General features: G+C 63.8%; 23 protein-coding genes and 1 riboswitch. Of the genes, 8 read left to right on the top strand and 15 right to left on the bottom strand.

Annotated elements, in window-relative coordinates:
• Positions 1-6 precede the first annotated feature (6 nt).
• A complete protein-coding gene (locus N5B55_RS12745) occupies positions 7-1,137 on the bottom strand; it encodes a sensor domain-containing diguanylate cyclase (RefSeq protein ID WP_304539793.1) in 1,131 nt (376 codons plus the stop codon).
• 75 nt (positions 1,138-1,212) lie between these two features.
• Positions 1,213-2,376, bottom strand: a complete 1,164-nt coding sequence (locus N5B55_RS12740; RefSeq protein WP_304538363.1) for a metallophosphoesterase — start codon at positions 2,374-2,376, stop codon at positions 1,213-1,215.
• A 151-nt stretch (positions 2,377-2,527) separates the two neighbouring features.
• Between N5B55_RS12740 and N5B55_RS12735 the strand changes: the two genes are divergently transcribed.
• The gene (locus N5B55_RS12735; protein WP_304538362.1) at positions 2,528-3,475 is read left to right on the top strand and encodes a LysR substrate-binding domain-containing protein; all 948 of its coding nucleotides are present in this window, start codon (positions 2,528-2,530) and stop codon (positions 3,473-3,475) included.
• Positions 3,476-3,665: 190 nt separating this feature from the next.
• Here the strand turns inward: N5B55_RS12735 and N5B55_RS12730 are convergent, their stop codons facing one another.
• The 4 genes from N5B55_RS12730 to N5B55_RS12715 all read right to left on the bottom strand — a co-directional run bounded on the left by N5B55_RS12730 (position 3,666) and on the right by N5B55_RS12715 (position 7,596).
• A complete protein-coding gene (locus tag N5B55_RS12730; RefSeq protein WP_012762864.1) occupies positions 3,666-4,676 on the bottom strand; it encodes a sodium:calcium antiporter in 1,011 nt (336 codons plus the stop codon).
• A riboswitch (yybP-ykoY riboswitch) is annotated at positions 4,671-4,884 on the bottom strand. It overlaps the preceding gene by 6 nt.
• Before the next feature lie 24 nt (positions 4,885-4,908).
• On the bottom strand, positions 4,909-5,862 hold the full coding sequence (locus N5B55_RS12725; protein ID WP_304538361.1) for a hypothetical protein: 954 nt from the start codon (positions 5,860-5,862) through the stop codon (positions 4,909-4,911).
• A gap of 143 nt (positions 5,863-6,005) precedes the next feature.
• Positions 6,006-7,310: a CDF family Co(II)/Ni(II) efflux transporter DmeF gene (gene dmeF, locus N5B55_RS12720; RefSeq protein WP_178960656.1), complete on the bottom strand. Its 1,305-nt coding sequence runs from the start codon at positions 7,308-7,310 to the stop codon at positions 6,006-6,008.
• 7 nt (positions 7,311-7,317) lie between these two features.
• Positions 7,318-7,596 carry a metal/formaldehyde-sensitive transcriptional repressor gene (locus tag N5B55_RS12715; protein ID WP_304538360.1) on the bottom strand — a complete coding sequence of 93 codons (279 nt, stop codon included), beginning with the start codon at positions 7,594-7,596 and terminating at the stop codon, positions 7,318-7,320.
• Between the two features lie 483 nt (positions 7,597-8,079).
• Between N5B55_RS12715 and N5B55_RS12710 the strand changes: the two genes are divergently transcribed.
• From N5B55_RS12710 to ubiA, 4 genes are all read left to right on the top strand, one after another.
• On the top strand, positions 8,080-8,322 hold the full coding sequence (locus tag N5B55_RS12710) for a hypothetical protein (RefSeq protein WP_012762837.1): 243 nt from the start codon (positions 8,080-8,082) through the stop codon (positions 8,320-8,322).
• Between the two features lie 174 nt (positions 8,323-8,496).
• The gene (locus N5B55_RS12705) at positions 8,497-8,997 is read left to right on the top strand and encodes a Dps family protein (RefSeq protein ID WP_009241474.1); all 501 of its coding nucleotides are present in this window, start codon (positions 8,497-8,499) and stop codon (positions 8,995-8,997) included.
• A 127-nt stretch (positions 8,998-9,124) separates the two neighbouring features.
• Positions 9,125-11,290 carry a catalase/peroxidase HPI gene (gene katG / locus N5B55_RS12700; RefSeq protein ID WP_304538359.1) on the top strand — a complete coding sequence of 722 codons (2,166 nt, stop codon included), beginning with the start codon at positions 9,125-9,127 and terminating at the stop codon, positions 11,288-11,290.
• A gap of 67 nt (positions 11,291-11,357) precedes the next feature.
• On the top strand, positions 11,358-12,233 hold the full coding sequence (gene ubiA, locus N5B55_RS12695) for a 4-hydroxybenzoate octaprenyltransferase (RefSeq protein ID WP_178960654.1): 876 nt from the start codon (positions 11,358-11,360) through the stop codon (positions 12,231-12,233).
• Between the two features lie 121 nt (positions 12,234-12,354).
• Here ubiA and proC read toward each other — a convergent pair whose 3' ends face one another.
• Entirely contained in the window at positions 12,355-13,179 is an 825-nt protein-coding gene (gene proC, locus N5B55_RS12690; RefSeq protein WP_304538358.1) for a pyrroline-5-carboxylate reductase, read from the bottom strand.
• Positions 13,180-13,209: 30 nt separating this feature from the next.
• The gene (locus N5B55_RS12685; protein ID WP_304538357.1) at positions 13,210-13,926 is read right to left on the bottom strand and encodes a YggS family pyridoxal phosphate-dependent enzyme; all 717 of its coding nucleotides are present in this window, start codon (positions 13,924-13,926) and stop codon (positions 13,210-13,212) included.
• A 122-nt stretch (positions 13,927-14,048) separates the two neighbouring features.
• On the opposite strand from N5B55_RS12685, the gene N5B55_RS12680 reads away from it, so the two are divergent.
• The 3 genes from N5B55_RS12680 (at position 14,049) to N5B55_RS12670 (ending at position 16,891) form a co-directional block, all read left to right on the top strand.
• Positions 14,049-15,092: a type IV pilus twitching motility protein PilT gene (locus N5B55_RS12680; protein WP_009241469.1), complete on the top strand. Its 1,044-nt coding sequence runs from the start codon at positions 14,049-14,051 to the stop codon at positions 15,090-15,092.
• A 66-nt stretch (positions 15,093-15,158) separates the two neighbouring features.
• Positions 15,159-16,298 carry a PilT/PilU family type 4a pilus ATPase gene (locus tag N5B55_RS12675; RefSeq protein WP_012762832.1) on the top strand — a complete coding sequence of 380 codons (1,140 nt, stop codon included), beginning with the start codon at positions 15,159-15,161 and terminating at the stop codon, positions 16,296-16,298.
• A gap of 95 nt (positions 16,299-16,393) precedes the next feature.
• Positions 16,394-16,891: a glutathione peroxidase gene (locus N5B55_RS12670; RefSeq protein ID WP_065859666.1), complete on the top strand. Its 498-nt coding sequence runs from the start codon at positions 16,394-16,396 to the stop codon at positions 16,889-16,891.
• 24 nt (positions 16,892-16,915) lie between these two features.
• On the opposite strand, the gene N5B55_RS12665 is transcribed toward N5B55_RS12670, so the two are convergent.
• The 7 genes from N5B55_RS12665 to glcE form a co-directional block, all read right to left on the bottom strand.
• A complete protein-coding gene (locus tag N5B55_RS12665; RefSeq protein WP_009277387.1) occupies positions 16,916-17,614 on the bottom strand; it encodes a helix-turn-helix transcriptional regulator in 699 nt (232 codons plus the stop codon).
• A 41-nt stretch (positions 17,615-17,655) separates the two neighbouring features.
• Positions 17,656-18,135, bottom strand: coding sequence for a cupin domain-containing protein (locus N5B55_RS12660; RefSeq protein WP_304538356.1), 480 nt, complete (start codon positions 18,133-18,135; stop codon positions 17,656-17,658).
• A 57-nt stretch (positions 18,136-18,192) separates the two neighbouring features.
• Positions 18,193-18,588 (bottom strand): VOC family protein, encoded by a 396-nt coding sequence (locus N5B55_RS12655; protein WP_004631619.1) that lies wholly within the window; start codon positions 18,586-18,588, stop codon positions 18,193-18,195.
• Positions 18,589-18,758: 170 nt separating this feature from the next.
• Positions 18,759-19,490 carry an LrgB family protein gene (locus N5B55_RS12650; RefSeq protein WP_178960649.1) on the bottom strand — a complete coding sequence of 244 codons (732 nt, stop codon included), beginning with the start codon at positions 19,488-19,490 and terminating at the stop codon, positions 18,759-18,761.
• Positions 19,487-19,876 carry a CidA/LrgA family protein gene (locus N5B55_RS12645; RefSeq protein ID WP_065859663.1) on the bottom strand — a complete coding sequence of 130 codons (390 nt, stop codon included), beginning with the start codon at positions 19,874-19,876 and terminating at the stop codon, positions 19,487-19,489. Before N5B55_RS12645 ends, N5B55_RS12650 begins: the two co-directional genes overlap by 4 nt.
• 52 nt (positions 19,877-19,928) lie before the next feature.
• A complete protein-coding gene (gene glcF / locus N5B55_RS12640) occupies positions 19,929-21,173 on the bottom strand; it encodes a glycolate oxidase subunit GlcF (RefSeq protein WP_304538355.1) in 1,245 nt (414 codons plus the stop codon).
• A 26-nt stretch (positions 21,174-21,199) separates the two neighbouring features.
• Positions 21,200-22,333, bottom strand: a complete 1,134-nt coding sequence (gene glcE / locus N5B55_RS12635) for a glycolate oxidase subunit GlcE (protein ID WP_304538354.1) — start codon at positions 22,331-22,333, stop codon at positions 21,200-21,202.
• Between the last annotated feature and the right edge of the window lie 20 nt (positions 22,334-22,353).

The following is a 22,353-nucleotide window of genomic DNA, read 5'->3' as shown; positions in this document are numbered from 1 at the left end:
CCCGGCTTAGTGCGCGAGCTGCGCCTGCTTGCGCTCGCGCTTGGTGCTGTACATTTCGCGATCGGCCTGATCGAGCAGGGTGGTGATCTCCGTGCCGTCTTCTGGCATGACCGCGATGCCGACGCTCACGCGAAGGTCCAGTGGCTGGCCCTCGAACACGTACGGCTGCTGCACCTCTTCAATGAGCCGCTCGCTTTGCGCCTGTGCATCGGCCCGCGCGCCAATGCCAGGCAGCAGCACGGCAAACTCGTCGCCGCCCACGCGCGCCACCGTGTCGGAGCGTCGTGCCGTGCGGCCCATGCGCTGTGCGGTCTCGCGTATCGCCGCATCGCCCGCGCGATGCCCATGCCGATCGTTGATGAGTTTGAGGTTGTCCATGTCGATGTTGAGCACGCCCAAGCCACCGTGCGCGCGTTGCGCCAGATGGATCGACTGCCGCAGGCGGTCATAGAACAGCGCGCGGTTGGGCAGGTCCGTCAGAGCGTCGTGCGTCGCGCGCAGGTACAGCTGATCGCGCTCGGCGTTGGCGGCGTGGAACATGGCCGAGGCAATCAGCTCGGACATCAACTCCAGCACGCCGATGTCGCTGGCGCTGAAGGCGTCGACCTCCGGCGCAACCAGCTTGAGCACGCCGACCGTGGTGTCGAGGTGGCGCAGCGGTGTGACCACCATCGAGCGCAGACCTACGCGGCGGCAGGCCTCACGGTCGACGCGCGGGTCGGTTTCGGAATCGGTGCAGTGCAGGATTTCGCCGGTCTGTACGCACAGGCCCGACAGGCTGCCCTGGCGCGCAAGTCGCAGGCCCAGCAGCGTTTCGGTCAGGCCCGACGTGGCGCGATAGACCATCTCATCGCCTTCCGCCATTTCGACCACCGCGCCCGTCGCGCACGTCAGATGCTGTGCCCGCTCGGTCACCAACGCCATGATGGCGCCCAGATCGGTGCCGAGCTTGGCGATCTGGGACTGCGCTCGCACGATTTCGAGCAGCGTGGCAGGGTTTTGCAAAGGCGGGTGATCGATCGACATGGGAGGGTGCGGATGTGCCAGCGGGTCGAGCGATTCTAGCCCGGTCAACCGAACGACATAGACCGAAATGTCGCCGGTATGAGGCGTCGTTACAATTTTCGGATGCACCATGAAGGTGCGGGCCGATTCGGCAGGCGGCAAGACATTGATGTCATAGGATACTTTTCGGATGCCGGCGCTTGCGGCTTAGCCGACGGTTGGCTCCAGCCGTATCAGCGTGATCTCCGATGGCGCACCGAACCGCTTGGGCGGGCCCCAATATCCGGTGCCGCGGCTGGTGTAGATCCACAGGCGCCCCAGCTTGTGCAACCCGGCCGTAAAGGGCTGCTGCAGCGGAACGAACAGGCTCCACGGCCAGAACTGGCCGCCATGCGTGTGCCCCGATAGTTGCAGGTCAAAGCCGGCCTCTGCGGCGGCCGGGGCGGTGCGCGGTTGGTGCGCGAGCAGGACGGTCGGCGTCACCCCAGGGGGGGATCCTGCCAGCGCCAGGGCCGGATCGCTCGCGTGCGCCGCGTCAAACTTGCCCGCGCTGAAATCGGTTACGCCCGCAATCACCAGCGGCGCGCCGTCGTGTTCCAGCACTGCATGCTCGTTCATCAAGACTCGCATGCCCAGCCGCTCAAACTCGGACACCCAGGGACCGACGCCCGAGTAGTACTCGTGATTGCCCGTCACCGCAAAAACGCCGTGCCTTGCCGACATGCCTGCGAGCGGCGCGATATGCGGACGCAACACGTCCACCTCGCCGTCCACCAGATCACCTGTCACGGCGATGACATCCGGTTGCAGCGCATTGAGCCGGTCCACCACGCCCGCGACATACGCACGCTTGATGGTGGGGCCGACATGCAGATCGGTGATTTGCGCGATGGTGAAGCCGTGCAGCGGCGCCGGCAGGCCCGCAATGGGCACCGTCACCCGGGCGACGCGGGGGATGCGGCGCGCGTTGACGTAGCCGACAAATGTCACCAGCAACGTGAGTACAACGACGAGCAGGGCCGAGTCGTGCCGATAGGCCCGGGGCAGCACGATCAGCGCGATGTCGCGCAGCAGTGTCAGCACGAACAACGAAGAGAACAGGCCCATCAGCAACGCACCGAACCAAGACACGCGATCCGCCAGCGAGATGGGGCGGATCACAAAGCGCGCCGCCATCCCGGTGGGGATCATGACCGTCGAAACGAGCAGGAAAAGGATGCCGGCAGCCCAACCCGCCCCGTTCCAGCCCAGATCCGGTAGCAGCCGCCACCCGATGTAGAGATGCAGCGCTGCCATGAGCGCCACGGCCGTCGTCAGGAAGCGTCGCCTGCCGCGGGGCAGGGATCGGCTGCCGGTAGGTTCGTCACGCATGGTGGAGCGGCTCCTTTTTGTTTTGGTGGGGCGAATCCACGGAAGATGGGGCGACCGGCAGCGTTGTCAATGCCGGCCAACCGTTCGACCGCAAGCAATATTGCACGTCCCTTGGTAAAATCTATCGATATCCTCAAGCCGATTGATCGTCATGACGCTCACCGAACTCAAATACATCGTCGCCGTCGCGCGGGAACGCCACTTTGGGCGTGCCGCCGAGGCCTGCTTCGTCTCGCAACCGACATTGTCGGTCGCCATCAAGAAGCTGGAAGACGAACTGGCCGTGCAGATCTTCGAGCGCGGCGCCTCGGAAGTGAGCGTCACGCCCGTCGGCGAGCAGATCGTCACGCAAGCGCAACGTGTGCTCGAACAGACGATGGCGATCCGCGAGATCGCCAAGCAGGGGATGGACCCGCTGGCCGGGCCGCTGCGGCTTGGGGTGATTTATACGATCGGCCCGTACCTGCTGCCCGCGCTGGTCAAGCAGATGATCAACACCGTCCCGCAGATGCCGCTGATGCTGCAGGAGAATTTCACCGTGCGGCTGGTGGAGCTGCTCAAGCAGGGCGAGATCGACTGCGCCATCATGGCCGAGCCGTTTCCCGAGGCCGGCCTGATGACTGTGCCGCTGTACGACGAGCCTTTTGTCGTGGCGGTGCCGCGCGGTCATGAACTGGCCACGGCGTCGTCGGTGGACCCGGAGGCGCTCAAGCAGCAAACCATGCTATTGCTCGGCAACGGCCATTGCTTCCGCGATCACGTGCTGGGCGTGTGTCCCGAGCTGTCGCGCTTCTCGCAGAACGCCGACGGTATCCAGAAGACGTTCGAAGGCTCGTCGCTCGAAACGATCCGGCATATGGTTGCCAGCGGTGTCGGCATTACCGTGCTGCCGCGTACATCGGTGCCGAACATGCAGCCCGCCGCCACCGATCTCCTGACCTACGTACCGTTCCAGGAGCCGGTGCCCGACCGCCGTGTTGTTCTGGCCTGGCGCAAGAGCTTTACCCGCATTGCCGCCATCGAGGCGGTGGCCAAGGCGGTCGCGCAATGCGAACTGCCCGGCGTCAAGCTGTTGCCGCCCACGCCGCTGATCCACTGATCCACTGATCCACCGACGTATCTGCTGGTCGTGTCAGCTTCGCGAAGGACATTGGAACAAGCGCCGAGCTGACTCGCGAGGAGAGCGCGGAGCCGGAGTCGACGTTGTCGTTTTGCCGTTCGGGAGTCCACCGCTGGCTCGCAGGGTTCCCGCTGTGTGTCGACAGCATGAAACGATGCAAGGCGTCCCGCTAGCGGGTGACCGGAAATCCGATCGCAAGAACAAGCGCAAAGAGCGCGTACAAGGAGCTGACTGCTATCAAGGTTCGCCCATGCATGACGCCGCGCCGGAACATCATCCACAAGAACAGGATGGCGACCGCGGTAATGATGCCGGACGCAAGCAGCGGCCCATCAAATCGCCACGGCGTGAAGAAGATCCCCAGTGCGCTCGGGATGGTGGCCTGAATCATCATGGCTCCCGAGATGTTGGCCAAGGCGAGGCGTTCCTTGCCCTGGCGGACCCAAATCAGGGCGTTCATCGTCTCGGGCAACTCGGTCGCAACGGGGCTGAGCAGCAGCGCGACAAGGTGTGCTGGCCAGTGCAGCGCTGTGCCAATCGCTTCGAGCTGTGCCACGAAGACGTGCGAAGCCCCGCCGATGACGACCAGCGCGAGCAGCGCTTGCAGCACAGCCCACCCCAGTGGAGGTTCCGCCAACTTCGGGCGAATCGAGAGGGGCTCCAGCGCCTCTTCCTCCGGTGCCGTGTCACTGTCCTTGATCTCGCGCCAGACGTAGATCGCATACGCCACGAGGAAAAGGATGCCGAGCCAAGGCTTATATGCAAAGGCAACAAGCCCCAGGGCAACCTTGACAACAAAGACGCCAAGGAAGCCCGCTTGGTCGCGGCTCATGCGGGCATGGTCGACCTTGACTTCCGCGGTAGCGCGGCCAAGCCGGCGTCGATTCATCATCAACGCCAAACCAACAACCGCATACGCGAGTGTGGCCAGGACAAGCGGGCCGCCCATCGCAGCGCCGACACCGAGGTCCTTCTGCTCGGCCGTCGAACCGAAGACCACAGCCACGAACGTGACGGCACTTTCAGGCAGTGCGGTCCCAAAAGCGGCCAATACTGAGCCGACGGCTGTGGCGCCAAGATTCAGTCGCTTGCCGCACCATTCGATGCCGTTGACGAAGTATTCGCAGGCCAAATAAATGGTGCCTGCCGACATCAGGAAAAGACCGATCGTGAGGAGCATGCAATAAGGTGGCCAGGCAACGCGATCAACCCATGGCACGACGACGCGCGTCGCCCGGCCGGGGTGTGCACGTCGCGGCCAAAGGTCTCGCCTGGCGGCTCTGCTTACAGCAGAGGCTGTCCACACCATGAGACAGCACGGTCTCAAGTTTGTTGATGTGGACTTCCGAGCATTGCGCCCGGAATGGCTACTCCCCAATGACAACGGGCCGCAGTGTAGCAGAGCACCCCTGCTAGCGGGTCAGTATCGGCTTTCCGAACAGCGCCGGCAGGAAATCGTCCAGGAAGAACAACACCTGCAAATTGGCGCCCACGCCCCGTGTCGATCCGTGGGTCAACGGCAGGACCAGCTCGGCTGCCACCTGCCATGTATCTTTGATGTAGGCGACGCCAGGGTTGACGGTGCCGCGCGTGCGCTGACCGCGTGGTGAGTCGAATGCGAACTCAACCAAGGGGATCCATTGGTGGAGGGGTTCCTCTTTGGGGAGCACGCCGGGTACAAACCGATCCGTCAAATAGAGCGTGCTGTACTCCAATGCGAACCCCCAATGCACGGTGGTGACGTTGGCTGTCCTTACAGGGTTGAACTGTCGCGTCATCGGGTCATAGCTCAGGTTGTCCGATGCTTTGCTGGTCGGTACGGCCACGCTGACGCCCGCCGTGATGCCGAACGGGCGCAACCAGGACCAGGCATCAGGCAGCGATCCGAACCCCTGGCCAACGTACAGGCTGGGCGCGATGGTCGCTGAAGTGCTGGCGCCGAGGCGTTTAGCGCCGGTCTGGGGCAGCCCATAGATCAGCGACGCGGCCACAAGCGTCTCGTTCAGATCGTCTTCGTAGAGCCGGGATTTGAGAATCAAGTCGGAACCGGTCGCGCCGGGCTGGCGTGCACCTTCCCAGTCGCGCCGGATGAAGCCAGTGTCAAAGCCGATCGAGACCTCTGGTGTCAGCAGCCGCGCGAACGAGACTGTCGCACCGCGATCCATGACGTTGCCGCCGTCGCCTGGGTGTTGCACGGTGCCAGCGGTGATCGAGAATTCGTCAGCAACAGCGGGGTCGTCGAAATTCAGTGTTCCCGGAAAGAAGCGGTTGCCAGCAATGCCGTGCGCGTGTGATGGGCTGCAAGCGAGCGCAGCAAGAGCAAGCGCTGCCGCGCAAATGCGGGCAAATCTAGATGGGCGGTACATGGTCGGGAGAGGAGCGTCCGCAGATAGGCCGCGGCAATGTCTTGTTGTTTTGGTCGGGGAAAGGCGGTGGAGCGGCCCCCACATGACGGGGTACCGCCTCCCTTGCTAGTGGTCCGGGAGATATGTTCGGGTCGGACGTCAGGTCATTCGGTCGGTAACGAATGAACCTCGACCGTAACGTGTGACAGGGCTTGGAATCGCCGCAGCCGTTCGTGATAAAACTGCGGTCCGCGATGCGCTTGGCGTGTGCCCACCGAGACCACCACGCCCAAGTGCCCAGGGCCGATGCGCCAGACGTGCAGATCGAGCAGCGTGTCGCCATCGGTTTCCAGTGCAGTCTTGATGCGGCTGCCGATGTGCTTGTCGGGGGTCATGTCGACTAGGATGCCACCCGTGTCGCGCATCAGTCCGTAGGCCCAGTTAGCAATGACCAGCGCACCGACGACGCCTGCAAGCGGGTCCATCCAGAGCCAGCCGAAGGTTTTTGCCAGCAACAGCCCGATGATGGCCAGAACCGAGACGGCGGCATCGGCCACAACGTGCACATAGGCCGCGCGCATGTTGTGGTCGCGATGGTGCGCCCCGTGTCCATCGGTGTAATCGTGGTCATGCTCTTCGAAGGCCACGCTGTGTTCCTGACCGCCAATGCCGAGTACGGCAGTAAAGGCGTGCGGCTCCGGAATTTCTGTTGTGGATTCCAGGTAGTTTGCCTTGCGGACCATCAGGAATTCCTGCCGGCTGCCGTCGGGTCGGATGGTGGTGACCGTCGCCACGTCGCTGGGTAGCGGGGCGGTCTCTCCAGCCAGGCGGAACACTGGCGGTACGCCATCTTCGAAGATCGAAAGTGCAAACACACCCGCTGGCGCGTCGATGTGTTGCACTTCCTTGCCATGCGGATGCGTGTCGCCAAGTCCGGCTGCGCCGTGATCGTGTCCGTGGGCGTGACCATGGTGATGATGGTGACCATGGCTGTGACCACCGTGGTCGCCACCGCTCAGCAGCCAGGCGCTTGCGATATTCACCAGCAAACCGACGACCGCAATCGGGATCGCCTCACCAAAGTGGATCGGCACCGGCGAGAGGAATCGCACCACCGCCTCGTAGCCAATCAGCAGCGCGATCATCGCCAGGATGATGGCGCTGGTGAAGCCGGCCAGGTCACCGAGCTTGCCCGTACCGAACACAAAGCGCGGGTCGCTCGCGTGGCGCCGCGCATAGGTGTAGGCCAGCGCCGCAATCAGCATGGCGCCGGCGTGCGTCGACATGTGCAGCCCATCAGCCACCAGGGCCAGCGAGCCGAACATGCTGCCGCCGATGATCTCGGCGGCCATCATGAGGGTGCAGAGCACGATCACCGCCCATGTCTTGCGCTCGTTTTTCTCGTGCCCCGCGCCCAGGAACACGTGGTCGTGGCCGATACCGAACGGCGTGTCGTAGAAGTTACTCATGGCTGGCTCATTTGAAATAGCTGTGCACGACCTCGATCAGCTGCTCCTTGGCGCTGCCCTCGGTGTATTCATGTTCGTCATCCACCTCGGTCAGGTGGGTGCGGATGTGGTCTTCCAACACGATGGCCAGCAAGCCGTTCATGGCGCCGCGGCAACTCGTGATCTGCTGCAGGACCGGCGCGCACCCCTGTTCCTCCTCCAGCGCGCGCTCAATCGCATCGAGTTGGCCGCGGATGCGCCGAACGCGGTTGAGCAGCTTTTGCTTCTCGCGGATGGTATGGCTCATCCATGACCTCGATAAATATACTGTGGGGGGGTATACTACATTGAGTTCCGCTACAGAGGGTGCAACATTTGCATCGAACCAAACGGCGTAGCCCTCTGCATGCACGAGGGCGAAAACGTCCGACTGCGCGACGCGGGATTTCCTGCCGCGGGCCCGCAACGCCATCGCTCACCCTTTCGCTTTACACCCCGATTGGACACACCACCGCATGACGGCCATAGCGCACGTCTAATTGATAGATAAAAACAATCAAATATACGCATCGATAGTTGGAAGGTAGACTGTGTTTCATGGTGAGCCTATCGCTCGCTGCCCAATCACCGTGGAGCCCGTCATGTCCCTGCCGCTTGCTTCGAACACCGTTGCGACCGTGCTGGAATGGCTCGCCGCCTATGGTGAATCGCACTAGCCTGATAGATGCATGAAGTTGCCCGGAGCTGTGGCAAGGCATCAGGAGCGCGCAGGGTCGCAAGGAGAAAAAAGATGGCAATGATGCGGATGTTCGTTTCGGAGTGGCAGGGGTTTGCGGGCACAGTGCGCGCCTCGCAGGCGGAGGTGCTGACGTTGTCCGGCATGCCGGGCAGTGCAGCCGGCGGCCGCGTCTCGCGGGTTGCAGAATCCGCTCGCCTGCACCGCAAGTGGGTGCGCAAGCAGATCGGCCTGTCCATCGTGGCTGCCGGCGCTATGATCGTGCTCCTGCACGGTATGGTGCAGCTCACGGTCTGATGACCGGCCTGATGCTCGGTTGCCTTCCGCTCTGCGTTTCGTCATAGGACGATGCGACGATCGGAACTTGCTGCTTCAGTGGCAACCGAAAGAAGGCTCGAAGCACGCATTGCCCAACGCTGAATCACGGCAACGGCATTGCGTTTTTGCACACCACTTCATAGGGGAATCCAGATGGCAAAGAAGAACAGCGGCGCGACTGCCGCAGCCCAGATCAACATCGGCATTGCTGACAAGGATCGGAAGAAGATCGCCGAAGGCCTGTCGCGCCTGCTGGCCGATACCTACTCGCTCTATCTGAAGACGCATTACTTCCACTGGAACGTCACCGGCCCGATGTTCAACACGCTGCATCTGATGTTCGAGACGCAGTACAACGAACTGTGGAATGCCGTCGATCCGGTGGCTGAGCGCATCCGTGCGCTGGGCTATCCCGCGCCGGGCTCGTATTCGGAGTTCGCCAAGTTGTCGTCGATTCCGGAATCGAAGGGCGTGCCCGAGGCGATGGACATGGTCCGCGAGCTGGTGGCCGGCCACGAAGCCGTGACGCGCACCGCCCGCAGCCTGTTCCCGGACGTCGACAAGGCCGCCGATGAACCGACCGCCGATCTGCTGACGCAACGCATGGACATTCACGAAAAGACTGCGTGGATGCTGCGCTCGCTTCTGGCTTAAGGCTGGCCTAACGGCCGTTCGCCGCGATTGCGACAGGCGTTTCGACAGCAGCGAATTGCGCCCCTCCCGCGAGCCCGTTGTGCTGCGGGTGGGGCGGCATCAACCCCATGACCTAGACGAGAGAATCATGACGACTGAAGCCAAATGCCCGTTTTCCGGCCATGCTCCCGCTGCTTCGCACGCCTTCGGTGGCGGTACGGCCAACAAGGATTGGTGGCCCAATCAGCTGCGTGTTGATTTGCTGAACCAGCATTCCGAGAAGTCGGATCCGCTCGGGTCGCAGTTCAACTACCGCAAGGCGTTCAGCGCGATCGATTACGACGCACTCAAGGCTGATCTGCGCCGCCTGATGACGGATTCGCAAGACTGGTGGCCCGCGGACTTCGGCCACTATGGCCCGCAGTTCATCCGTATGGCATGGCACGCTGCCGGTACGTACCGCACGGGCGATGGCCGTGGCGGCGCCGGGCGCGGCCAGCAACGTTTTGCACCGCTCAATTCCTGGCCCGACAACGTCAACATCGACAAGTCGCGCCGTTTGCTGTGGCCCATCAAACAGAAATACGGCCAGGCGATTTCGTGGGCCGACCTGTTGATCCTGACCGGCAACGTGGCCCTCGAAACCATGGGCTTCCGCACGTTCGGCTTTGCTGCCGGCCGGGAAGACACGTGGGAACCCGACAACGACGTCTACTGGGGCAACGAGACCAAGTGGCTTGAGGCCACGCGTTATTCGGGCGACCGCAACCTTGCGAACCCGCTCGCCGCCGTGCAGATGGGCTTGATCTACGTGAATCCGGAAGGACCGGAGCATGCTCATGGTGATCCGCTCGAGGCCGCCAAGGACATCCGCGAAACCTTTGCCCGCATGGCGATGGACGACGAAGAAACCGTCGCGCTCATTGCCGGCGGCCACACCTTCGGCAAGACGCACGGAGCGGGCCCCGCAAGCCACGTTGGCGCCGATGTCGAAGCCGCTCCGCTGGAAGCCCAGGGGCTGGGCTGGGCCAGCACCTACGGGTCGGGCAAGGGCGCGGACGCCATCACCAGCGGGCTGGAAGTCACCTGGACGCAGACCCCCGCGCAATGGAGCAACTTCTTCTTCGAGAACCTGTTCAAGTACGAATGGGTGCAGGAGAAGAGCCCGGCCGGTGCGCTGCAATGGGTGGCCAAAGACGCCGAGGCGATCATTCCGGGCCCGACGCCCGACTCGCCCAAGCGCAAGCCGACAATGCTGACAACCGACTTGTCGCTGCGTTTCGACCCGGCGTACGAAAAGATCTCGCGCCGCTTCCTCGACAACCCGCAGGCGTTTGCCGAAGCCTTTGCCCGCGCCTGGTTCAAGCTCACGCACCGGGATCTCGGACCGAAGTCGCGTTACCTCGGCCCCGAAGTGCCCCGTGAAGACCTGATCTGGCAAGACCCGCTGCCGGCCGCCACGCACAAGCCGACCGAGGCCGATATCGCGGACCTCAAGGCAAAGATTGCCGCTTCCGGCTTGTCAGCATCCGAACTGGTTGCCGTGGCCTGGGCATCTGCCTCGACCTTCCGCGGTTCGGACAAGCGCGGCGGCGCCAACGGTGCGCGTATTCGCCTGGCGCCGCAGAACGATTGGGCCGTCAACCAGCCCGTGGCCGGCACCCTGGCCAAGCTGGAAGAAATTCAACGTGCCTCCGGCAAGGCTTCGCTGGCGGATGTGATTGTGCTGGCAGGCAGCGTCGGTATCGAACTGGCCGCCAAGGCAGCTGGCACGACGATCACCGTGCCGTTCACGCCGGGCCGCGTCGATGCAACGGCCGAGCAGACGGATGCCGCGTCGTTCTCGGTGCTCGAACCCGTCGCCGACGGTTTCCGCAATTATCAGAAGTCGCAGTTTGCGGTGCCGGCCGAAGTGCTCCTGCTCGACAAGGCTCAACTCCTGACGCTGACAGCGCCGGAGCTGACCGTGCTGATCGGCGGCCTGCGTGCCATCAACATCAACGCAGATGGCAGCCAGCATGGCGTTTTGACCCACACGCCCGGCGCGCTGACGAACGACTTCTTCGTCAACCTGCTCGACATGAACACCGAGTGGAAGCCCGTCGGCGACATCTACGAGGGCTATGACCGCAAGACGGGCGAGCGCAAGTGGACCGGCACGCGCGTTGATCTGGTGTTCGGTTCGAACTCGATCCTGCGTGCCCTCGCCGAGGTGTTCGGCAGCGCCGACGGCAAGGAGCGCTTCATCAGCGAGTTCGTCGCCGCGTGGGTCAAGGTGATGAATCTCGACCGGTTCGATCTGGCCGCGGCGTAAGCGGCTTTCGGCAGGACTAAAATGGCGCCTTGCCTCGTGCAGGCGCCATTTTTCTTTGGTGAATTCCATGCAATCGTCCGCTGCCCAACCCAGCCGCCTCGTGCTCTATGCGCGCCTGATGCGGATGGACAAACCGATCGGCACGCTGCTGCTGCTGTGGCCGACGCTGTGGGCGCTGTGGATGGCCGCCGATGGCCATCCGCCGCTGTCGCTGGTGGTGATTTTCACGGTCGGCACGTTCCTGATGCGCTCGGCCGGCTGCGCGGTCAACGACTGGGCGGATCGCGACTTTGACAAGCACGTCAAACGTACCAAGGAGCGGCCCCTCACCGCTGGCCTGATCGCACCGTGGGAAGCGCTGGCAGTTGCCGCGGTGCTGTCGCTCATTGCCTTCACGCTGATCCTGCCGCTCAACGCGCTGACGAAGTGGATGTCGGTCGCCGCCATTGTGATTGCCGGCACGTATCCGTTCTTCAAGCGGTTCTTCGCGATTCCGCAGGCGTACCTCGGTATTGCGTTCGGGTTTGGAATTCCAATGGCGTATGCAGCGGTGCAGGATCAGGTGCCGGCGCTCGCATGGCTGATGCTGGCCGGCAATGTGTTCTGGGCCGTCGCCTACGACACTGCATATGCGATGGTCGACCGCGATGACGATCTGCTCATCGGCATCAAAACGTCGGCCATTACGTTCGGACGCTACGACGTGGCGGCGATCATGCTGTGCTACGTCGGCTTCTTCGGGATCATGGCCTGGGCTGGCCATGTGATGGCACTAGGCGTGGCGTATTGGATTGGGTTTGCCGCTGCCGTGGCGTTGTCGCTCTGGTATTACCCGATGCTGCAGACGCGTGATCGGATGAAGTGCTTTTTTGTTTTCCGGCATAACAATTGGCTGGGGGCTTGTTTGTTTGCCGGGGTGGCGGGAGCGTATTTGCTGCGCTAGGGCGTTTGTGGTGCGTCCCTGGTTTCATCCCCTGCCGGGGCACGACCTACTCTTCTTTGGCAAGACAAAGAAAGTGAGCCAGCCCCGGCAGGGGATGAAACAAGGGATAGACCAATAACCCTCAATCCCGCCCAAATTCCTCCCCCATCTCCTTCCCCCGAGCCGCCGCGGCATGCATCGCCCGCACAAAGGCAGCCTTGATATCAGCGCCTTCCATTGACGTCAGCGCCGCATAGGTTGTCCCGCCCTTGGACGTCACACGCTCGCGCAACACCTCCACCGGCTCGGTCGATTGGCCCGCCAGCGTGGCCGCACCAATAAACGTCTCGACCGCCAGCGTGCGGCCATCCTCAGCCGACAGCCCCAACTCCTGCGCCGCCTGCTGCATCGCTTCGATGAAATAGAACACGTACGCGGGGCCGCTGCCCGAGATGGCGGTCACCGCATCGATCTGCGCTTCGGCGGGCACCCAAACGCTCTTGCCGACGGCATTGGCGATGGCGCTGGCGGTAGCCCGGTCCCCGTCCGACAGGCCAGCGTTGGCGGCCAGGCCGGTCATCCCGAGGCCGGAAAGCGCAGGCGTATTCGGCATCGCCCGGACCACACGTGCATGGCCATTCAGCCAGCGCGACAGATCCTGGATGCGGATGCCCGCCGCCACCGACAGCACCAGGCTGTCGCCCAGATGCGGGGCGAGTTGCGCACAGACCTCGCGCATCTGCTGCGGTTTGACTGCCAGGACGATCACGTCGCGGTCGGCCAGTTCTGCGCCCGGAGCGGCAGCGGTGCGGGCGCCCCAGGTCTGTTCGGCGCGGCTGCGGGCAGACTCGGTCGGATCCACCACCACGATGTTGGCGCCGTGTGCGCCCTTGGCAATGAGGCCGCCGATGAGGGCCGCCGCCATGTTGCCGCCGCCGATGAAGCCGAGTTTCAGAGTGTCGAGCATGAGAGTGGTGGTGTGAGAGGAAACAGGAATTCAGGCGTGGGCGTAATGCCGCGCGCCGAAGATGGCGCTGCCGACGCGCACAATCGTGGCGCCTTCGGCAATCGCGTCTTCCAGATCGGCGGACATGCCCATCGACAGCGTATCGAGCGGGATGCCGGCCTCGCGCAGCCTATTTGCCAGTGCACGCAGATCGGCAAACGGCTTGCGTTGCGCGGCGGGGTCATCGCTCGGCTCGGGCACGGCCATCAGGCCGCGCAATTGCAGACGGGGCAGCGCCGAGACGGCTTGTGCCACGGCAAGCACTTCATCGAAATCGGGCAGCAGGCCATGTTTGCTGGCCTGGCGGCTGATGTTGATCTCGAGACAGACCTGCAGCGGCGGCAAGGTGTCCGGGCGCTGCGCCGACAGCCGCTCGGCGATCTTCAGGCGATCGACGCTGTGCACCCAGTCGAACTGTTCGGCCACGGCGCGCGTCTTGTTGCTCTGCAGGGGGCCGATGAAGTGCCAGCGGATCGGGTCGGTGCCCGTGCGCAGGTCGGCCAGCGCGTCGATCTTGGCAACGCCTTCCTGCACGTAGTTTTCGCCGAAGAGGCGTTGCCCGGCGGCATGCGCGGCGCGTATGGCATCGGCGTCGAACGTCTTGGAAACGGCCAGCAATGTGACACCCGCAGCATCGCGCGAAGCCAGTGTGCAGGCCGTTGTGATCCGTTGACGCACGGCTTGCAAGTTGGCGGCGATTACAGACATAATCCGGCGACGTTTGTTACAAATAAACAAGGTTCCGGCACGTCAAAACAACGGCTCGGAGCGCGTCTGGAGGCGCCATTGCGACGCCCGGGCGACATAAAAAAGTCGGGGGTCATTATAAGATGGACATCGCGCAGCTTCTGGCGTTTTCCGCCAAGAACAAGGCGTCGGACTTGCACCTGTCGGCCGGACTGCCGCCGATGATCCGGATCCACGGCGACATGCGCCGGATCAACGTGCCCCCGCTCACGCACCAGGATGTGCACTCCATGGTGTACGACATCATGAGCGACGGGCAGCGCAAGGTCTACGAAGAAAACCTGGAAGTCGACTTCTCGTTTGAGATCCCGGGGCTCTCGCGTTTCCGGGTCAACGCGTTCAACCAGAACCGCGGCGCTTCGGCCGTGTTCCGGACGATTCCGTCGAAGGTGCTCTCGCTGGATGACCTGAAGGCGCCCGCCGTGTTCGCTGACCTGGCGATGAAGCCGCGCGGCCTGGTGCTCGTCACGGGCCCGACCGGCTCGGGCAAGTCGACCACGCTGGCCGCGATGGTCAATCACCGCAACGAAAACGACATGGGCCACATCCTCACGGTGGAGGACCCGATCGAATTCGTGCACGAATCGAAGAAGAGCCTGATCAACCAGCGTGAACTCGGGCCCCATACCCATTCGTTCGCCAATGCGCTGAAGTCGGCGCTGCGTGAAGATCCGGACGTGGTGCTGGTCGGCGAATTGCGTGACCTTGAAACCATTCGCCTGGCGCTTACCGCCGCAGAAACCGGCCACTTGGTGTTCGGCACGCTGCACACCAGCTCGGCGGCCAAGACCATCGACCGGGTCGTCGACGTGTTCCCGTCGGACGAAAAAGAGATGGTCCGCACCATGCTTTCCGAATCGCTGGAGGCGGTGATCTCGCAGACGCTGCTCAAGACGCGCGACGGTTCGGGCCGGATTGCGGCGCACGAAATCATGATTGCCACGCCGGCCATCCGTCACTTGATCCGCGAGAACAAGATCTCGCAGATGTACTCGATGATGCAGACCAGCAGCGGCATGGGCATGCAGACGCTCGACCAGTGCCTGTCGGAGCTGATCAAGCGCTCGGCGATCAACTACGCAGACGCACGCGCCATCGCCAAGAACCCGGACGCGTTCGCGAACTGACACGCGAACTGATACGCTGACCGATACGTCAGCGCGCTTTCCAATTCTTTCGAGGAGGGGCACGCCATGCTGGACCGCGAAGCCGCCACCAAATACATCCACGAACTCTTGCAGTTGATGGTGAACAGCCGTGGCTCGGACTTGTTCATCACGGCAGAATTTCCGCCCGCGATCAAAGTGGACGGCAAGGTCACGCCGATCTCTCAGCAGCCGCTGAATGCCCAGCAGGCCCTCGGTCTGGTCAAGTCGATCATGAACGAGAAGCAGTTGCGCGAGTATGAAGACAGCTCGGAATGCAACTTCGCCATCACGGCGCCGGGTGCAGGGCGTTTCCGCGTGTCGGCGTTCATGCAGCAAGGCCGCGCCGGCATGGTGCTGCGGACCATCAACACGAAGATCCCGACGCTGGGCGAGCTGGACCTGCCGCCGATCCTGAACGAGATCGTCATGAGCAAGCGCGGCCTCGTGATCGTGGTGGGTGCCACGGGCTCGGGCAAGTCGACCTCGCTGGCGGCGATGGTGGGCTATCGCAATGCGAATTCGTACGGCCACATCATCACCATCGAAGACCCGGTCGAATACGTGCACGCGCACCAGAACTGCGTGGTGACGCAGCGTGAGGTGGGCGTGGATACCGAGTCCTGGCACGTAGCGCTGAAGAACACGCTGCGCCAGGCGCCGGATGTGATCCTGATCGGCGAAATCCGCGATCGCGACACGATGGAATACGCGATCCAGTATGCGGAAACCGGCCACCTGTGCCTCGCCACGCTGCACGCCAACAGCTCGAACCAGGCGATCGACCGGATCATCAACTTCTTCCCGGAAGAAAAGCGTCAACAGCTGCTGATCGACCTGTCGCTGAACCTGCGCGCGATGATTGCGCAACGCCTGCTGCCGCGTCAGGGTAAGAAAGGGCGCGTGCCGGCCGTCGAAATCATGCTGGCGACCCCGCTGGTGCAAGACCTCATCTTCAAGGGCGAGGTGCACGAGCTGAAGGAGGTCATGAAGAAATCCCGCGAGCAGGGGATGATTTCGTTTGACCAGGCGCTGTTCGAGTTGTACGAACAGAACAAGATCACGTACGAGGATGCGCTGCGTAACGCGGACTCGCTCAACGACTTGCGCCTGCAGATCAAGCTGCACAGCAAGCGCGGTGGCCAGACCGACCTGTCTGCCGGCACAGAGCATCTGAATGTCGTCTGATGTGGCGCAGACGCTACATCATTTGAGGTGATGTGCAGCGTGCCAGGTTTGCTCGGCCTCGCTGGTTACCGTTTGCAACCCTCCGGAGAGTAGCCATGACTGACGTTTATGCATTCGAGGCCGATTCGTTGACCGGCCAGCGCGTGCCGCTGTCGCAGTACAAGGGCAAGGTCCTGCTGATCGTGAACACGGCGAGCAAGTGCGGATTCACGCCGCAATACGCCGGGCTGGAGGCGGTGTACAAACGGCTGCACGACAAGGGGTTGGAAGTGCTCGGCTTTCCGTGCAACCAGTTCGGCAAGCAGGAGCCGGGCGGTGCAGACGAAATCGGCGCCTTTTGCGAAAAGAATTACGGCGTGTCGTTTCCGATGTTCGGCAAGATCGACGTGAATGGCTCCAACGCGCATCCGCTCTACAAGTGGCTGACCACGGAAAAGCCCGGCGTGCTCGGTATCGGAGCCATCAAATGGAACTTCACCAAGTTCCTGCTGCGCCGCGATGGCACGGTCTACAAGCGCTACGCGCCCCTGACCAAGCCCGAAGAGATTGCCGACGATATTGAGCGGCTGCTGGCGGAGCCCGATCCCGCCTGAGGTTGCGTTCGTTGGTTACGGTCGTTAATCCGACGAGCCTCGCACCTTGCGCATGAAGTCCGCCAGCGAGCGCTCGGCGGATTCGGCGAAGTGGCGCTCCAGAATGTCGACCTGGACGCAGCGGTCGAGGCGGAATGTGCGGTAGTCCTGGCGGTGTTCGCACCAGGCGGCCACCAGCCAGACCTGTCCCCAGAAGAACAGGCCGAGCGGCTGGATGCAGCGCTCGGTCAACTGGCCCTGCGCGTCGCGGTAAGCGAGCCGCGCAACGGCGTGGCGGCCAAGCGCTGCGTGTAGCGTGTCGAATACCTGCTTGACCTCGCTGCCCATGCCGTAGCCGGGCGCGAAGATGCGCGTGGTCTCGGCTTCGTTGCGGCGCTCCGCGGGCAGGGCGCCCATCAGCTTTTCCAATGCGGCGTCCACCGATTCGGCCATGGTGCCGCCGCTCCACGCCTTGATCATCCGTGCGCCGGCCACGAGCGCTTCGACTTCGTCGGCGGTGAACATGAGCGGTGCAAGGTCGTAGCCTGCCCGCATGCGGTAGCCGATACCGGCCTCGCCTTCGATCGGTACGCCCGAGACAGACAGATCGCGGATATCGCGATACACGGTGCGCTCCGACACGCCCAGGCGGTCGGCCAGCATCGCCGCAGTGGTCAAACGGCGGCCTCGCAGGATCTGGGCAATCTGGAACAGGCGGTCGGCGCGGCGGGTCATGCGCGGCATTGTAGTGGGCTTGGGCCCGGGTGCAATGCGGGCCATATCCCCTACGCGCCGAAGCGCGTCAGTTCCCGTTTAGGGTGGATGTCGACGATATCCACCTGCTCGCCACGGCGCAGCATGCGCTTGCCCAGTCGGGGGAAATCGGCAATCTCGATGTTGAGATGTTCGCCGCCGCACAGATAGACGAGATCGTCCTTGCCGCAGTTGCGCAGGTGATGCGCGACGCCTGTGGGGAAGGCCATGAAATCGCCGCTGCGCACGGTGAAGATGTTGTCGTCGATCTCGGCCTGCGCTTCGCCGGAAAGGATGTAGATCCATTCCTCTTCGCGTTGGTGCGAGTGATAGACGAACGACTCCTTGCCCGGCGGCACGCGCGCGAAATTCACGCCCGTGCGCTTGAGCCCGAGCAGCCGGCCCATCATCGTGCCGTGAATTTCCGACAGGCTGTTCCAGGGGTGTGAAAACGACTGCGTGCGCGCGGTGACATCCGCGGCACGCATGAGATACGGGGATTGGCTCGGCATGGTGTTCTTCTCTGTCTCGTGGTGAAGGCCGGCGCCCGCGCACCGGCACTGGGGGCGTTACTGCTGTAGCAGGTACGCCTGCGTCTTGGCATCGGGCTCGTGCAGGCCGATGCGGTTGCCTTCGGTGTCGACGATGTGGGCGATGCGGCCCATGTGGTCGGGCAGCGTCATCGGCCCAAAGACGCATTGGCCGCCGCTGCCGTTCACGCGCTCGAGCACGGCATCCAGATTGGGCGCGTTCAGGTAGACCACGCTGCCCTTGTCGGACGGCGCAAAGCCCTCGCCCTTGACCAGCGCACCGTGGATGGTCGTCTCACCCGCCGGAAACACGCCCATGGTCAGGTCGCCCATATCTTCCTGCTTGAGCTGCGTGTCGAAGACGTTCTCGTAAAACTTCACCGCACGCGGGAAATCGTTGGCGGGAATTTCAAACCAGTTGATGACGCTTGCCATGATGTTCGCTCCGTTAGGTGGCTCAGGCGGTTGGGAGTGCCGTTGCCGGTTAAGGTGGAGCGATTCTGGAGGGGGGCTCCTGACAGCGTTCTGTCAGGAGCCTTCAGGAGGACTGAGGATCGTGTTGCAGCTTGCCCAGGCTGCGAATGCCGGGCGGAGGGGAGGGTGGCTCAGTGCGGAATCCAGCCCGCCAGCAGCGGCACCAGCACCGCTGTCAGCACGCCATTCAAGCCCATGCCCAATGCGGAGAACGCCCCTGCTTCCGGATTGACCTGAAACGCACGGGCCGTACCGATGCCGTGCGCCGCAATGCCAGTGGCAAAACCACGCACGCTGTACTCGCGCACGCGCAGCAGGTTCAGCAGCCGCGTCGTGGTCGTCGCCCCGACAATGCCGGTGATGAGCACCAGCACCGCCGTGATGGTCGGTGCGCCGCCAATCTTCTCCGAGATGCCCATGGCGATCGGGATCGTCACCGATTTCGGCGCCATGGAGCGCAGCGTTTCTGGCGATGCGCCCAGCAGCCACGCGATGCCCACGGCTGACACCACGGCCACGACCGACCCTGCAAGGAGCCCAGCCATCAGCGGTACCGCGTGGCGGCGCAGCTTCGCCCACTGCTGAAACAACGGCACCGCCAGCGCCACCGTGGCCGGCCCCAGCAGGAAGTGCACGAACTGCGCGCCGTCGAAGTACGTCTTGTACGGCGTGCCCGTGAGTGTCAGGAGTGTGCCCAGGATGACGACCGCAATCAGCAGCGGATTGACCATCGGGTTGAAGCGGCTGCGCTCATGCAGACGCACTCCGATCAGGTAGGCGATGAGCGTGGCAGTCAGCCCCAGCAGCGGGCTGGCGGCCAGGTAGACCCAGAGTTGATGCAGGTTCGGAGCCATCGCGTTCATGGGGCCAACTCCTCGTGGCCTTCGCCGCCACCGTGGTCAATGCGACCCATGCGGCGCATCAGCGCGCGCGTGACGAGCGCACCGGCGGCAATCGACAGCCACGTCGATACGACGGTCGCCACCACGATTGGCAGCCATTCCTGCCCGATGCGGTTCAGTTGCGTCATGACGCCCACGCCGGCCGGCACGAACAGGATGGTCAGATGCCGCAGCAGTTCACGGACGGTGCCCTGCATGACTTCGAGCACGCGGCCCTTGTCCACCAGCAGGTAGATGACCAGCAGCACCATCCCGATCACCGGACCGGGCACCGGCAGGTGCAGCGAATACGTCAACAACTCTCCCACCGACTGGAACGTCAACAGGATCGCGAAGGTTTGCAGCATGGGGCCTCCGGGCAAAACGAAGCGCCAAGTATAGAACCCGGCTGCGCTCGCCTCAGGCCAGCATGCGGTCGACCAGCTCGATCCAGTGTTCGACCGGCGTGTCCGTGCCGCTCTGCAGATGCGTCACGCAGCCGATGTTGGCGGTGACGATGCGCTCGGGCTGCGTCGCCTGCAGCTTGGCGAGCTTGTCGTCGCGCAGGCGGTAGGCGACCTTCGGTTGCAGCACCGAATACGTACCCGCCGAGCCGCAGCACAGGTGGCTGTCGGCGCAGAGCTTGACGTCCACGCCGAGCGAGGCGAGCAGCGCTTCCACCGCACCGCGAATCTGCTGACCGTGCTGCAGCGTGCAGGGCGGGTGCCACGCCACACGCGGCCGTTGTGCTTCGGGTTTGGTTTTCTGCAGAAGCTGCTGCGAGAACGCCGGCAGCACCTCGCACAGGTCGCGCGTCATCGCGGACACGCGCGCCGCACGTTCGGCGTAGGCCGGGTCATCGCGGAGCAAGTGGCCGTATTCCTTGACCATCGCACCGCACCCGGAGGCCGTCATGACGATGGCCTCGGCGCCCGCCTCGATGTGCGTCCACCATGCGTCGATGTTGGCGCGCATGTTGCCGAGGCCGCCCGCATGGTCGTTCATGTGATAGCGGATCGCGCCGCAGCAGCCCGCACGGTCTGCACTGATGAGCTGCACGCCCAGCTTGTCGAACACGCGCGCCGTGGCCGCATTGATGTTGGGCGACATGGCGGGTTGTACGCAGCCCTCGAGCAACAGCATCTTGCGTGCGTGCGCGGTGCCGGGCCGCGTGCCGGCGTGAGGCTGCCTGGCCGGAACCTTGTTGCGCAGCACCGGCGGCAACATCGGCCGCACTGCCTGTCCGAGCCTGAGCGCGGAGCCGAACAGCGCCGGCCGCGTCAGCCCTTCGCGCAGCGCCCAGCGTACGGCGCGTTCGCCAAGGGGACGTGATTCGCCTTTCGCGTCGAGCTGGTCATCGACGATCTTGCGGCCGATCTCGACCAGGCGCCCGTAGGTCACGCCGGATGGGCAGGTCGATTCGCAGTTGCGGCAGGTCAGGCAGCGGTCCAGGTGCAGGCGCGTGGCTGGGCCGGCGGGCTGGCCCTCCAGCACCTGCTTCATCAGGTAGATGCGCCCCCGCGGGCCGTCCAGCTCATCGCCGAGCAGTTGGTAGGTCGGGCAGGTGGCCGTGCAGAAACCGCAGTGCACGCACTTCTGCACGATGCTTTGGGCTTCTTCGCCGTCGGGGGTGTTGCGCAGGAACGCCGCGAGCGTGATTTGCATGATGGGCTAGCGTTGGAAGTCGGCAGTCAGAACGCTGAATACAGACGGCCCGGGTTGAAGATGCCGTGCGGATCGAAGCTGTCTTTCAGGCGTTTGTGCACGGCCATCAACGGCGCGGCGACGGGCGTGAAGATGTCGCTGGCGCGGTCGCCGTTGCGGAACAGCGTGGCGTGGCCGCCGGCCTTGCGGGCAGCATCGCGGATGGCGTCGGCGGAGGTGTTGCCGGTGTCGATCCACCAGCGCTGGCCGCCGCCCCATTCGACGAGCTGCTCATCGGCCGACGCATGACCGAGCGCCAGCGGCGGCGTGGCCGGGGGCAGGGCGATGCGCCACAGCGGCAGGCTGCCTTGCACGGCGCGGGCGAAAAATGCATGCGATTGCTCGCGAAGGTCGCGCCAAAATGCGGCCCCTTCCGCGTCGTCAACGCGCTCGCCGCCAAGCTTGGCAATGGCGGCGCGCACGGCCGCATCGGCGCCGCTCAAACGGGCCCACAGCGCGCCATCGATCCACGCCGACGCGGCAATCGGCAGCGGTTGGCCGCCCCAGCGGTTGAGCGTGTCGATGGCTTCGGCCTGCGGCATTGCGAAGCGCAGCGTCGCATCGCAGAACGGCATCGGCAGCACCTTGAGCGATACCTGCACGATCAAGCCCAGCGTGCCGAGCGCGCCGGCCATCAGGCGCGAGACGTCGTAACCGGCCACGTTCTTCATTACCTGGCCGCCGAAGTTGAGCATGTCGCCGCGGTCATCCATGACGACCGCGCCGAGCACGAAATCGCGCAGCGCGCCCACCGACTGCCGGCGCGGGCCGGACAGGCCGGCTGAAAACGCACCGCCGACGGTGGCCTGCTTGCCATCCGCAGCAAAGTGGGGCGGCTCGAACGCGAGCATCTGGCGGTGCTCGGCCAGCGCGGCTTCGATCTCGACGAGCGGTGTGCCGCTGCGCGCCGTGATGACGAGTTCTGCACAGTCGTAATCGACGATGCCGGACCACTCGCGCGTATCGAGCACGGTGCCGTCGGGTGCAGGCGCGCGGCCATAGAAATCCTTTGTGCCGCCGCCGCGCAGGGTGAGCGGCGTGCGGTTGCTTGCGGCCTGCGTAATGGCGTCGCGAAAGCGTGCGAGCGCAGGCGAAAGGGCGGTGTCAGACGTGATGAGCATGTTGAACCTTCGGGCGCAAC

The organism is Ralstonia pickettii (assembly GCF_030582395.1).
GTDB classification, from domain to species: Bacteria; Pseudomonadota; Gammaproteobacteria; order Burkholderiales; family Burkholderiaceae; genus Ralstonia; species Ralstonia pickettii_D.
This window is presented reverse-complemented; position numbering and strand designations above follow the sequence as displayed.